Genomic DNA, 14,010 nt, shown 5'->3' with positions numbered 1-14,010 from the left:
GTCTAAACGCAGCACAGTGGCGAAGGTTTGCTACGCTTTAAATGACTGTGATAACCAAGGAGATGAAGCATGTCAGGAAAAATTGAAGATGCCGTAAAAGAAGTCGCCGGTGCCGCAGAGCAACAATGGGGTGAAGTCACCGATTCGCCGCGTCACCGCGCCCGTGGTGCAGCCCGCCGCTACACCAATCAGGCATCCTATGCCGCACGCGATGCCGCCGATTGCATCAAAGATCAGATGCAGTCTAACCCGTTTGCGGGTCTGGCGGTCGCGGCCGGTGTGGGCGTCGTACTGGGCTTCCTGCTCGGTCGTAAGTAAGTTCAAAACGGGGGCGTTTGCTCCCGTTTTTCCTTTATGTCAGCTCCCGCGTGTGGTCGTCTTTATTGAGTGTCATCAGGGCCGGGATGGAAACCAGTGCCGTTGCCATCATATACCATGCCGGAATATCCAGATTGCCCGTCTGCTTAATCAACCCTGTAATAATTAAACCCGCACTGCCGGAAAACACCGCATTGGATAACGCATAGGCGACGCCCAGCCCGGTATAACGTACCGTTGTTGGAAACATTTCCGCCAGCATCGCAGGCCCCGGCCCGGCGAGCAAACCAACCAGTCCCCCCGCTATCAGCACCACCAGCGCTTTTAGCAGCAAACTCACGCCATCCGCCTGCACTATTTTCAATAGCGGCATCGCCATAAGTAGCAGGAGTACGCTGGCGCTAACCATGACACGACGCCGACCAACGCGATCACTGACGATGCCCGCCGGGATAATTGTCAATGCGAAGCCCACATTAGCGATCACGGCAATCAGCAGCGCCTGATTCATACCGGTATGTAGCGCCGACTGCAAATAGCCGGGCATGATCACCAGACAGGTATAGCCTGCGGAGGACCACAGCATGACGCGCGCGATCGCCAGGAAAATAATTTTTATCGTCTGGCGCGGTGCAGCCCTGACGCGCTGCTGTTGCTGGCGTACAAAGTCCGGCGTTTCTGTGATTGCCAGACGCAACCATAGCGCAACCAGGCCCAGCGGTAACGCCAGCCCAAACGGAATGCGCCAGCCCCATGCCAGCATCGCCTGCGGGCTGAGCAGCCAGGACAGCAGCGCCACCAGCCCCACGCCGGCCAACAGGCCAAACGCCACGGTCAGCGACTGCCAGGCACCATAGCGTCCACGTTGACCGCGCGGCGCAAATTCGGTCATCAGCGCCACCGCCCCGCCATATTCACCGCCGGCAAATAGCCCTTGCAGGATACGCAGTGCCGTAAGCAGCACGGGCGCGAGAATGCCCGCCGTCGCATAGGTGGGAATTAACCCGATAGCGGTAGTCGCCAGCGTCATCAATATCAGGACGGTAATCAGGACAGGCTTGCGGCCCAGGCGGTCGCCCAGTCGGCCAAACACCAGGGCGCCAAGGGGGCGAAAAAAGAACGCAATGGCAAAGGACGCCCAGGTCAGGATCAGGCCACTCAGCGCTGACTCGCCCTGAAGCTGAAAAAAATTGTGCGCAATAATTGTGGCGAGGAAACCGTAGATGGCAAATTCATACCATTCGATAAAGTTGCCTACCGCACCCGCGATCAGTGCGCGTTTTGAGTGTTTTACGGGTGAAAGAGGCGTTTCCATTCAGGGTTCCTCCGGGATTTATGCAAAATCAGTACGGCGTTGACAGTGAGAGTATAGAATTTCAGCCGATACGATTTTGTCTCCCGGACGAAAATAATCACATCACACCCTGGCGCCCTGCCCTGCGCGCAGTGCCGACAGCAATATACCGCTGAACATTGTACGTAAAGAGCTGCTGCGTCATCAGGACATTCGGCCAGCCGGGCATGAAGTTTCTTACCCGTTGAATATTTTACGCATCACAGTACGTAAAGCGATGAATGCCTGACAGGACGGGAGCATTCGCGAGGCTGAGGCACGTACACTGGAATAGTCGCTAAACGCGCCGCAGGGCTTTACGCAGCAGGTCGTGTCAGGGGGGAAAACCGGATACCGCGTGGCAGCAAAACGCCGGATGCAAAAACCCACCAGACAGCAGACACAGCCTTGCTGTCTGTTATAGCCTGGGGCTATGGCTCGCGGGTATAACGTTGCGCATCTTCCGCCATGCTGCCCGACGGCTCAGCCTTTAGCGCCGACTGTTCACGTCAGGCAGACAGCGAGCTGTCAACGGCATTCCCTCGGCCTTTCCGTTCTGAATCCTAAACCAATAAGCCGGCCAAACACGAAGCGCAGAAACGGGAATTTACGCATCATGGCGGGCATCTTACTTTGCCCGCTGGCACGTGGCTTGTTGCTGCTCATTTTAATTTGCAGGAACTGGGTCGCCACGGTAGGAAACTGACGGCGTTTCTGGACCTTATGGAGATCGCTTAACTTCAGCGTTCCCCTGCGCAGTGGTCGCGTTAACAGGTTCGCCGCCGCCACCGCATCCTGAATCGCCAGGTTAACCCCAACCCCGCCGATCGGTGACATAGCATGCGCCGCATCGCCAATGCACAGCACGCCCGGTTTTGCCCATTGGTCCAGACGGTCTATCCGGATAGACAACAGTTTGAGTTTTTCCCAACTGTCGACCTCCGCCAGACGTGAAGCGGCAAAGGGCGAAACCGCCGCAATAGTGTCTTTAAGCGCATCCAGCCCCTGCGCCTGTAAGGCCTCAAACTGGCCTTTGGGAATGGTAAGACCACACTGCCAGTAATCCCCCCGATCAATGACGATAAAATTGTTGCGCGGGCCGGTATGGCCCATGCCGGTCAGCGGATCGTCGGGCTGTTTATTGAGGTGGAACCAGAGAACGTCGCGCGGCGCGCCGAAATGCTGGCTGCTGAGCCCGGCCTGGGCACGAATAACGGAATCCCGTCCGTCCGCTCCCACCACCAGACGGGCGCGAATTTCCATTGGCTGGCCTGCCTGCTCCGCCAGTACGCCGCACACCTGACCATTCTCGGTGATCAACTCACGACACACGGTCGATTTAAGCAGTGTAAAACCTGAAAACTGCGCGCTTTTCTCCGCCAGAAAATTCAGAAAGTCCCACTGCGGCATAAAGGCAATAAAGCGGCAACGCACCGGCAGGCGGGAGAAGTCGGCCATCGTGACCTCTTCACCGCCCATTTCTGCCTGCAGTTTTTCGACGCGCTGATGCGGCAGCGTGAGCAGCGCATCAAGTAAGCCCAGATGGTGCATGATTTGAAGGGTGGAGGGATGAATGGTATCGCCACGAAAGTCGCGCAGAAAATCAGCGTGCTTCTCCAGCACTACCACCTGCAACCCTGCGCGGGCCAGGAGATAAGCCAGCATTAACCCTGCCGGACCGCCGCCAATGATACAACAGTCGGCGCTGTCGTGTTTTGAAGATGACATAGTGACTCCCTCATACTGTATCTGGTGAGTCTAAGCCAGTATCGACGATATTCGTACCGAAGGAATGTGGGGCTATTCAGATCGCCGTCGGAAAAAGCTGCATACGCTGGCCGATCAGGTTTCAGGTTCTGACTGTTTTATCTCAACCAGCACCAGCGGGCATTTTTTGACCTGACAGGCATGATGGTAAGCCAGCGAACAAACCGCACAGTAATCGGCCGAGTCGGAAGAGTATTCGTACTCCTGAAAGTAACGGAATCCGCCTCTGTCATCATTGGCACGCGCACTATAGAACGCGTGGTCGGCAAGCTGCGCATCCAGTTGTCTGAATGTCAGCGCGTTAGGATTGTGGTAACCCACTTTAATACGATATGTCGTCATGCAGACATCATCATCGCCAGCGCACCTTCCCGCAAATTGTTATCGTTGTTGATTGTGATAGATGGAGGTTATCGAAACAGCGCCTGCAAACGATACGGTACTGCGGTGTTTACACCGCTTGCGTTTCACAAAACAGGGAGAACAGTTGCTCTCCCGATTAACGGACTGGATTGACAGGCAGCTATACACTAAATGCAACTTTCCATTCACATCCCACCCTTAACTTCATAATAAAAAAGTCAAGACATCATTACATTGTCAAGCTTAATAAATAAATGCCATCTGTCTGTAAGTAGACACAACATGACAAAAAAATCCTGACTAATTCGTGCATTATTGCGCAAATATTAAATACAACAACAAAAAGCTATCATTTTAAAAACAACAAACACAGAGCCTTATCATATCCATATTGCTTTTTTATAAAATTAAAATCACAGCAAACTACGTGTAGAGTGAGATAAAAGTCATACGCACCACATTTTTATCTTAAAGTGCGATAGTTTTTTTGATCGCGCCGGTGGAATTAACCGAAAATTCCTGGAGAAAACAAAATCGTCTTAACTTGCTACAAGTCACGTGCTTCTTTAGTTCAAAATAAATTGCACAACTGTGGGAGGAATCGCGTTTTTGTAGACACAGAAATGAAAGAGCCCATCTTCGGAATATTCCCTACATAAAACGCGAGTCATCTGGCCAACACATTGAATCAGAAGATTTAATGATGATATGGTTATCACACCTTCCTAAACGAGCAGCAGGACCGGCTTATGCGAAGGATTACGCGAGAAAGCATTTATTGCTTTAGTTGTCGATACCGATGTTAATTGGCCAGCGAGCTAACAGAAGAAATTAAACGTTGCCCGATCCAGAAAGTGTCCATTTGGCCCGCAAAGAATTACTTCTTAATGAATGGCGTTTTATCCCTGGTGGCGGGACGATATGAAAGTTTATTTATTAAAGGCTGCATGTTTGTTGATTTTTCATCACATAACATCCGTTTTTTCACCAACCATAACTGGCTGGACTATTTAAAATCACCGGGGTTAATCATCATCCTGGTTTGCGATCGCCGACTGGCGTCCCTCGCAGCCTTCTGGAAAAAACAGGACAAAAGCATCAATACGGTGATCTATCCGGGAACGGGGATTACCGAGATGAAAAAATCAATAAACGCATGTTATTACGGTTTAAAAGGAGGTGAAAAAAAAGGTGTTAATCCGTTAACCAGCGATGAGGTTAATTTTCTGGAACTGGTGAGTCATGGATTATCTCTGGGTGAAATTTCAGAAAAAATGCGCCTTGGCGTAAAAAAGATTTATTGCATAAAAGATTCAGTGCGCCGCAAGACGGGAACCAGCCTGAATCAGTTGTTCTCCAGTTAATAATGTAAAAGGAAAATACAATCATGTTAAATACTAAGGCTATGATCTTACCTCTGTTAATCAGCACGGCTCTGGTATCAGGACAGGCACTGGCAAATTCTGCTAACACTATTAACTTTCAGGGCGAAGTGAGCGATGAAACCTGTTCAGTAAGTGTGAATGGTAATGAAAGCGCCCCGCTTGTACTCATGCCAACCGTGGCCGTGAATGAATTAGATACGAGCGGAAAAGTTGCCGGTAAGACGGACTTCTCCGTGTCGATCAGCGGCTGTACCGGGTCCACAAATTCCACCCGTGTATCCACCGTGTTTGTGGGTAACAATGTGAGTGCTGCCGGTAACCTGAAAAACAGTGGTAATGCCGAAAACGTCGAAATCCAGTTGCTGGATCCGGCAGGTAAAGAAATTAATTTAACCAGCACCTATACCGGTGACGGTGATTTGACCCTGAGCTCAGGCGAAACCGAAAAATCAGCGACCTATTCTGCCCAGTATCTGGCTACTGATGTGGCCACTGCGGGTACCATCAGCGCTTCACTTCAGTATGCCGTGACTTATCAGTAATCCTTACCCGGTGCACTCCCATAAAGCGGAGTGCACAATAAATGATTGAGAACCTGTCTATGTTTATTCGCCAACACTTATTTGCTTTAAAAGTTTCGCTGGCATTAGTTCCGGCATTATTACTTCCCATTTGTGCTAATGCCAGCGTGACGATTATGGGCAGTAGGATTATTTATCCTGAACAGGCGCGCTCAGTAGATGTGCAGTTTAAAAATAATGATGCTATTCCTTATGTTATTCAGAGCTGGTTTGATAACGGCAATAAAGATTCTCAGCCGGATGGCCAGGTAAACACGCCTTTTATCATAACGCCGCCGGTATTTCGCATTCAGCCTAAAGCCGGACAAATTGCCAAGATAATATTAAAAAATGCCGTCTCACAAGCCCAGGATCGTGAATCCGTTTACTGGTTCAATACACTTCAGATTCCGCCTTCTAATATCGCCAAAGATAACGCGCAAAATGCAATGTTGGTGGTATTACGTAACCGCATGAAGGTGTTTTATCGCCCTAAAAGCATTGGCGCGCCTAAAAATATCCTTAAAGGTATAAAGGTCACATCCTTCTATCAGGCGAATAAGGGTATGGGTATTGAAATTGATAACCCCCAACCCTGGCACGCTTCATTAGTAGACGTTGTATTAAAAGTGGGTAATCAGTCTTTAAAGCGAGATGCGGATATGGTTTCGCCCTTTTCCCGGCAAACTTACTGGTTCAATAACAGTAAACGCCTTAAGGGCTCAGGGGTGATTACAGTCTCGGCAGTTAATGATCAGGGAGCTAAAATCAGTGAAAACTTTACGGTTGAAGTTAATTAGTCCGAAACTCATAGCTTTTACCGTGTCGGCCTGTTTCTCTTACGGTGTATGCAGCGAAGAATATTATTTTGACTCCTCGCTTTTTCAAGGGGCGACATTTGGGAAAAACCTCGAACAATTCAATCAAAATGAAATTGCGCAGGGAAATTACCTGGTTGATATTTACCTCAATAGTAAAATGATTAAATCTGGGGTAAAAATAAACTTCAGGAAATTTAACGACCAGGGCGGAGTAGAACCTTGTCTGTCTGAAGAAATCGTAACGCTATTGCAAATAAAAACCCTGCGCACCGGACAACCGACAGCATCTTGTCGGCCTTTATCCGGCTGGACAGAAGCGGGCAGCTGGCGTTTCGATCAGGCATCGCTTCGTTTGCACTTTACATTACCTATGGCAAGCCTGAACCGGACTCCGCGTGGCTACATCCCCGTATCGGAATGGGATGAGGGCGTTACGGCATTATTTTTGCGCCACAACACCAATTTCACCTGGTCAGAAAATCGCTCGTCAAATTACCGATATGAATATTTGTGGAGCGGAATAACGGCAGGCACCAATCTGGAAAAATGGCAGTTCCGTCATCAGGGCAATATGCGCTATTTGCGTAACAGCAGAACCGGAAGCCGTTACCAGTACAACCAGGTCAGAAGCTGGGTCCAGCGGCCTTTAGAGGGGATAAACAGTCAGCTTGCTTTAGGTGATAACTACACCAGTAACTCCCTCTTCGGTAGCCTTGCATTCAACGGTATCAAACTCGCCTCTGATGAACGCATGTGGCCACAGGGCAAACGGGGTTATGCACCAGAAGTTCAGGGTGTTGCCACTTCCGATGCCCGCGTTATCGTGCGTCAGCTTAATAACGTGATCTATGAGACAAGCGTTCCCCCCGGCCCTTTTGTCATCGACGACCTGTATAACACCAGCGGTCAGGGAGACCTTGAGGTTGAGGTCATCGAAGCTAACGGTAAGCGTTCCACCTTTACGGTGCCCTACTCTTCTGTACCGGATTCTGTTCGTCCAGGAAACTGGACATACGGTCTGGCGCTGGGACGTGTACGTCAGTATTACAGCGTAGAAAACACGTTTTTTGAAGGGGTTTTACAGCGCGGCATCAGTAACCGCTTCACGGCGGCGGCCGGTTCACGCCTCGCAAAAGATTATCAGGCATGGCTGGCAGGCGGTGTATGGGGTTCACCGGTCGGTGCTGTAGGTATGAACACCATTTTTTCACAAGCACGCGTTGAGCAAAACAAAAAAACGACCGGCTGGCGTGCCGAACTGAGCTACAGCAAAACCTTTGAAACCGGGACAAATCTGGTTTTAGCCGCTTACCGTTATTCCACCAGCGGTTTTCGCGATCTGCAGGACGTTTTGGGCGTCAGAAGGCAGAATGACACAGGTATCAGCTACTACTCCGATTCGATGAACCAGCGTAACCGGTTATCCGCAACCCTGGGGCAGTCATTTGATGACGTCGGTATGTTTACCCTGAGCGCCAGCACAGCCGATTACTACAACAATAAATCCCGCATCACTCAGTTGCAGCTTGGCTATAACAACAACTGGAAAAAGATCAGTTACGGCTTCAACGTCGCACGTCAGCGCACGACCTGGAATACAACGCGATCCGATCTGGATCTCTTCAATCGCCAGGACGACACTCGCGCGCAACGTTATACCGAAAACACCTTTTCCTTTAATATCTCAATGCCTCTTGCCTGGAACAACACCTCTTCTGTTTCCTATTACTATAACCAGTCAAAACAAACACGTAGCTCATCGCTGTCCCTGTCAGGATCGGCGGGTGACAACAATGATATTTCTTATTCTGTCTATGGCGGCAGTGAACATTATCGCAATGGCAATAGTGGACAGGCACTGAACTTCGGCGGAAACGTTCAGCAAAATACGCGTCTGGGCGCTGTTCGCGCCAACTATGGTCAGGGCGAAAACTATCGTCAGGCTGGGCTGGGGGCATCCGGCACCGTGGTGCTTCACCGGGGCGGCATTACACTTGGCCCATACAGCAGTGAGACATTCGCCCTGGTTCAGGCCGATGGCGCACAGGGCGCGCTGGTACGAAATGGTCAGGGAGCTGTCATCGATCGCTTTGGCTATGCCATTTTGCCCTCACTCAGTGCCTATCGCGAAAATAACATCAGTCTGGACACGCTGGACATGAATGCCGATGCCGAACTGAGCGGCGGTAGTCAACGTGTGGTCCCCTATGCGGGGGCTGTTGTACGGATAAATTTCGCCACCATCAAAGGCAAAGCTGTCTTGATCTCGCTCACCAGTAATGCGGGGGAAACGCCCCCTATGGGCGCTGAAGTTCGTGATGCCAACAACACGGTTATTGGTGTCGTCGGTCAGGGTGGTCAGCTTTATGCACGTGTCCCCCACGACTCCGGCACACTTAAAGTCAGTTGGGATAACGATGGTCAACAAACCTGCCTGGTGAATTATCAAATTACCGGAAAGCAAGACGATCACCTGATCCAGCTTACCGGCTTATGTAATAAGGAGTAGCGCGTGTTCACAAGAATCCTGCTTTTGTTAATCACTACCCTACTGGTACCGCTTCCACTTCTGGCGAATTGCACAAAGGTCACGAGTCAGGGCCAGCTTTCCCAGGCCGCTAAAGATGCCGGCTATACCGCAAAGGGATGGGAAGGTGCCTGTGATGAGTGCACAGGGCGGCTGGCATTGCCTGCAATCATCAATATCAATTCGGGCAAGCTGTTTCAGCCCTCGGGGACGTTGCTGGCCAGTGCGGTCGGCCATCCGCTCAACAACCCGATGAGGGATGCGTTTACGCCGAATCAGATTCTGTACCGCTGCGACATGGGTGATGCGGATAAACTCTTTGAAATGTATTCCACGAATGGCGACAGAGAAGAAGCCGGTAAATATGCCACCAGCGAGGTTGAAGGCGCTTATTTTGATAAGTTCAAAAATGTGGCGGTCAGACTGACCAACCTTACCACGGGTGAATATTACAGCCGCTACTGGAAAGCACGGCAGCTTAGTGCCAGCGACTGGTATACCGATGGGCAAAAAATATACATCCCGGCCAGTATATTTAGCAGTGTGCTCTACGAAATATTTAAAATCGATGAAGGTAAACATTACGTCAATAGTGACAACTATTATTTTGAGACAAACAATCAACCCCGCGGATATATTGCATTTAAAGGTCCTGGACTGGAAAGTAATAATCTTTATCCCGGTGCGGATCATTCCACGGTGTGGAATGGCTGGCACTATGACTGGCCTGTTGGCTGGAGTTCGTGGAAGACAGTCACCTATGTTCGCGGCGCAGCCTGCGAGGTGTACGATTACCCCGCGGTCGTCTCTCTGCCATTAACCAGCGTGGGTGTTTTAGCCGCTGGAGGCAACAGCCAGGCGCCTTTTTCCATTACCCTCCGCTGCGAGACCGGGGCAACGTCCGGGATCAAGAATTCCACTGTGACATCAGCCAACGTCGCAATGGGTTTTCTGGTAAATCAGCCTCAGGCTGTGGCCATGGCTCAGACGCTGGGTCTCACCACCAGTAGCGGTGGATTAACCTGGCTGCTTGACACAAATTATGGGGAAAGCAACGGCAGTTCAGCCTCTGGCGTAGGGATAAAAATCTACAATAGTGCCGGTACTCCTCTCAACCTGTTGCCCGATATAAGCAGTACCGGCACAGGCAATACGCGTGGATGGTATGCCTATAAAGATTTAACCACACTTACGTCATCAGACAACGGTGAGATCTACAGCGGCGATTTTACTGCCTCCCTTGAGGCTATTCCCGGACAAGTTATCACTTCAGGAACCGTTAATGCACAGTTACAAGTGGTGGTCAGTTTTCAGTAGCAGCCTGTATTTACTCACGGCGTTATTGTCAACGCAGGCAGTTGCCGTTGTAAACATTGATAAAACCCGCATTATTTTCAACGCCAACGAGATTGCGCAATCCGTCAATCTGGTCAACAGTGAAAACAGCCCTGCCGTTTTACAAATCTGGACAGATGACGGCGATCTCTATGCCCCGCCAGAGAAGAGCAAAACACCAGTCATGGCTATGCCGCCGGTCTTGAAAATGCAGCCCGGCGAATTACGCTCTATAAAGCTGATGCTCACCTCACGCGCTGGTTTGCCCCCCGGGAAAGAAACCCTGTACTGGCTGAATATCTACCAGATACCGGCGCTCAAAAAATCTGACAACCAGCGCGATAAAAAAGTCGTTCTGCCGCTGCGTCTTCGCCTGAAGGTTTTTGTACGTCCGACAGGGCTGGGTGCACCCCGGCCGGAAGATGCACAAAAACTACGCTTTACCCGACAAAACCAGCAAATCATGATTTCTAACCCTACGCCCTGGTATATGAGCCTGAACGCGAAAGTGGAAAAAGCGGTATTGAGAAATATTATGGTCGCACCGCTGTCTGATATTGTGGTTCCCGTCACCACTTCCGTTAATCCCGGCGCAAACGTCGAATATGAAGTGATTGATCAGAACGGTAACGTTGAGAAACATCGCAGCACGCTTCGCGCGACAGTTGGGAAGTAGCTGAATTACCTATTTTTGGCACAAAGAGAGATGATATGGAACGCTGATGAGGCACTGAAACGCAGTGCCTCTGACAAGGTTCTTTCTTCAATGAAGCGCAGTTTTTATCTTTTTAATTTTTCGTAAGCGGGCAAAACACGGCATTCAACTGGAAACTTCCATATTCGATATTATCTCTCTCATCTTCTTCGTTTTCATACACCATAATTTCCATAATTGCCTCGGTAAACAGATAGCCATTAATGGGCAAAATAAACATGTTTTCATTAATTATACCGTCCTCGACAAGATTATGGTAAATTTTAACATTCTCCTTTTGATACTCCAGGAAGTCGCCGACAGTGTCGAACCTGTCAGCCGTAGTTCCATAAGGAAAAATATTTCGCGTACCGTTGTAGTTAATGAATACGTATCCAGGGCTGACAAATGGACCACCGGACCAGTGTATTATGCCGGTATCGCATCCGACCCGATAAAGGCGCATCGCTACCTTGTATTTTTTTTGCGCCTCCGTAACGTCCGGATTGATTTCTACTGCCCCCATAGAAAGAACATCTCCGGGCTGATGACCGTTCAGACTCCATGGGATCATTTTTGCATTTCTGAAAAACCACATATATCGCTCCTTTATGTTATTTTAAATTCACTCTGAAAAATTTAACGGCCATAACTGTGAATGTCTTTTGATTTGCTAATCATGATTAAAATCAGACAGCGCACAAGCAATACTCCACGGTCAAACCGTTGAGTTATCAATTCTTGATTTAAAAGTGGCACCTGCTGTGACATATCAGCCATTCACTTTGAATGCCATTAATCCATGTATATCATCGCTGATTAAGTTTCTCTGTCGTTGAATAAGTTTGGGAAAGGGGTAAAAACTTCACCCAATCAATCTACATCATCATCTTATGCGTTTATTGTTCAAAATCAGTAAAACTGTCGGCCAGTCGAAATTAAACCTTAATATTTCAATGAAAAACCCATGAAGCAAAACCATTATAAGTCAGTTACCCATCTAAGCATTTATTTAGAAAATGGCTTTACTAAAAATAGCAAAATAGCCATATCGGATAGCTTACAGCCCATGCATGAAGTGCAGTTTTATTTAAATATATATCCGTTTAAATTTCCGAAAAAAAATAACAGCGACCTATTTAAACTGAGGATGAACTGACATTACAGCAGCCTTGAAATGCAATACAAGGTCAATATGAAAGAGGTAAAGATGACAGAGAAGAGATGAGGATTTTATGCCTGCCCGATTACAGTATGACCGGCGCATCACGTTATTGCCCTCGAGGGGACTATTTCGTAAAAAATGGATGAAAAAATTAATCGCCACGCGTCATTAGTTGCAATCGCTAAATGGATAGATGAGACGGAGCGTCGAAATAGGCGATGAAGATCTAATGGTCGTATCGCGAGCGTTCATGTCTGTTTCATTCCCGTTATTTCTTCCGGCGATACGCTGCGTAGAACGCGATTCATATCTACGGTAATGCGGACGCGATAGAGACTCACACAGCGTTGTAACACTGTGTGGTCCGGCTACGGCGATAAACGTACAGACCGTGCCGGGCCCCCGAGACAGGATGACTACGCTGAAAGATTACGTTCAACAGCGGCTAAAACGTCATCACAACGAATCGCACGTAGCCCCGCATGTGATTCTGCAGGGCGCAATACCTGATGCATTGTGCTGTCCTGAACAGGCGCAGCGCCATCAATCGCATTCTGATCACTGAACAACGCCACGGTCGGCGTTTGCACGGCTACAGCCAGATGTAAGGGGCCGGTATCGCCCACCACCAGCGTTTTAAAGCCGCTGATCTTTTCCGCCAGTTGAATGAGGTTTGTGGTGCCCGCCACATTTTTGACCCGCTCACTGGGCACTTTCATGCCGTCAATGATGCGTTTGTTCAGGGCCTTTTCGCCCGGAGCACCTACAAGTTCAATGGTCAGATCATCATGTCGGGAAATTAAGGTATCGATGAGCTGTGAATAATAGTTGTCAGGCCAGCATCGCTCCATACTGGATGCGCCAGCATGAATACCAATGACCGGCGCGTGATTAACCTGACGCTTGAAAGGCGCCGGAATAAACATGGCTTCTGAGGGCATCGGAATACCGACAGCACTCAACAGGTCTTTTTTCTGACGGATAAGATGAATATTGCCGTGCTTTCGGTTGTCATGAAACGCGGACAAACAATTTTCCAGAATAAATTTTTCTTTGCCCTGGTAGTCCGCGTAATAAACGTCTTTCAGTATGTAGTCAGACCCGGCCAGCGAGGCGGCAACAATGTCATAGGGTGCGCGCGAATGCAGGATAAAGGTCGCTTCAACCTGCTCTTTACGCAGCGATTTGACCAGTTGCATCATACCGCCGATTTTTCCGTCCCAGTATAATATCTTGTCAATCAGGGGGCTTCCTTCCACCAGCGCAAGATTACGTGGCTGAATCACCATGATGATTTTGGCATCGGGCCAGCGATCTTTTATCGCGCCAATAGCGGGCGTGTTAAACATGAAATCGCCAAGTGCCGTGTTCGAAATAATTGCGATGCTTTTGAGATCATGGTGCTCAGAAAAGCGGTCAATTTTTTTGACGCGATAACCCGTCAACCTCCATAGCGACAGGAACAATCTGGCGGCTTTTTGCTTTGCGATTTTACTCATAAGTGGTCCTGACTGACGCCTCATTATCCTTACTGTGCCCCCGGCCCCTTTTCCGTGTGGTCAAGGCAAGAAGCGCATGTTTCTTAGTCACGCAGACTGGCGGAAAACTGCGGGCGCAGTATATAGCATAAAACGTGAAGGGCGAAGCCAGCGTTCCCCTCGGACGGCGTTTTATCGGCAACGCCACATGCAGCCGTTCATCCAACCTCGCTTTCAATAAAAAACGGGAACCAACCGGCTCCC

General features: G+C 49.4%; 12 protein-coding genes. 7 read left to right on the top strand and 5 right to left on the bottom strand.

Annotation, left to right across the window (positions count from 1 at the left end; genetic code table 11):
- Window positions 1-69 precede the first annotated feature (69 nt).
- Window positions 70-318 (top strand): DUF883 family protein, encoded by a 249-nt coding sequence (locus tag RAC60_RS17735; protein ID WP_006119721.1) that lies wholly within the window; start codon window positions 70-72, stop codon window positions 316-318.
- Window positions 319-352: 34 nt separating this feature from the next.
- Here the strand turns inward: RAC60_RS17735 and RAC60_RS17730 are convergent, their stop codons facing one another.
- The 3 genes from RAC60_RS17730 to RAC60_RS17720 form a co-directional block, all read right to left on the bottom strand.
- A complete protein-coding gene (locus RAC60_RS17730) occupies window positions 353-1,633 on the bottom strand; it encodes an MFS transporter (RefSeq protein WP_205950026.1) in 1,281 nt (426 codons plus the stop codon).
- A 546-nt stretch (window positions 1,634-2,179) separates the two neighbouring features.
- Window positions 2,180-3,379 (bottom strand): FAD-dependent oxidoreductase, encoded by a 1,200-nt coding sequence (locus RAC60_RS17725; RefSeq protein WP_162287051.1) that lies wholly within the window; start codon window positions 3,377-3,379, stop codon window positions 2,180-2,182.
- A 114-nt stretch (window positions 3,380-3,493) separates the two neighbouring features.
- Window positions 3,494-3,760 carry a hypothetical protein gene (locus RAC60_RS17720; RefSeq protein ID WP_033737525.1) on the bottom strand — a complete coding sequence of 89 codons (267 nt, stop codon included), beginning with the start codon at window positions 3,758-3,760 and terminating at the stop codon, window positions 3,494-3,496.
- 908 nt (window positions 3,761-4,668) lie between these two features.
- Here RAC60_RS17720 and RAC60_RS17715 point away from each other — a divergent pair.
- From RAC60_RS17715 to RAC60_RS17690, 6 genes are read left to right on the top strand one after another with little or no spacing between them, the layout of a single operon-like run.
- Entirely contained in the window at window positions 4,669-5,145 is a 477-nt protein-coding gene (locus RAC60_RS17715) for a hypothetical protein (RefSeq protein ID WP_226374480.1), read from the top strand.
- Window positions 5,146-5,168: 23 nt separating this feature from the next.
- Entirely contained in the window at window positions 5,169-5,708 is a 540-nt protein-coding gene (locus RAC60_RS17710) for a fimbrial protein (protein WP_039341028.1), read from the top strand.
- Between the two features lie 59 nt (window positions 5,709-5,767).
- A complete protein-coding gene (locus tag RAC60_RS17705) occupies window positions 5,768-6,526 on the top strand; it encodes a fimbria/pilus periplasmic chaperone (RefSeq protein WP_205955406.1) in 759 nt (252 codons plus the stop codon).
- The gene (locus RAC60_RS17700; protein WP_375094085.1) at window positions 6,477-9,056 is read left to right on the top strand and encodes a fimbrial outer membrane usher protein; all 2,580 of its coding nucleotides are present in this window, start codon (window positions 6,477-6,479) and stop codon (window positions 9,054-9,056) included. Before RAC60_RS17705 ends, RAC60_RS17700 begins: the two co-directional genes overlap by 50 nt.
- A gap of 3 nt (window positions 9,057-9,059) precedes the next feature.
- Window positions 9,060-10,391, top strand: a complete 1,332-nt coding sequence (gene stbD, locus RAC60_RS17695; RefSeq protein WP_324028568.1) for a fimbrial usher protein StbD — start codon at window positions 9,060-9,062, stop codon at window positions 10,389-10,391.
- Window positions 10,357-11,085, top strand: coding sequence for a fimbrial assembly chaperone (locus tag RAC60_RS17690; RefSeq protein ID WP_324028569.1), 729 nt, complete (start codon window positions 10,357-10,359; stop codon window positions 11,083-11,085). Before stbD ends, RAC60_RS17690 begins: the two co-directional genes overlap by 35 nt.
- Before the next feature lie 112 nt (window positions 11,086-11,197).
- On the opposite strand, the gene RAC60_RS17685 is transcribed toward RAC60_RS17690, so the two are convergent.
- Both RAC60_RS17685 and RAC60_RS17680 read right to left on the bottom strand, forming a co-directional pair.
- Window positions 11,198-11,701, bottom strand: coding sequence for a hypothetical protein (locus RAC60_RS17685; RefSeq protein WP_172912352.1), 504 nt, complete (start codon window positions 11,699-11,701; stop codon window positions 11,198-11,200).
- 983 nt (window positions 11,702-12,684) lie between these two features.
- A complete protein-coding gene (locus RAC60_RS17680) occupies window positions 12,685-13,767 on the bottom strand; it encodes a glycosyltransferase family 9 protein (protein ID WP_324028570.1) in 1,083 nt (360 codons plus the stop codon).
- Window positions 13,768-14,010 lie beyond the last annotated feature (243 nt).

This window comes from Pantoea sp. BR_17 (assembly GCF_041955125.1).
GTDB lineage: Bacteria > Pseudomonadota > Gammaproteobacteria > Enterobacterales > Enterobacteriaceae > Pantoea > Pantoea stewartii.
This window is presented reverse-complemented; position numbering and strand designations above follow the sequence as displayed.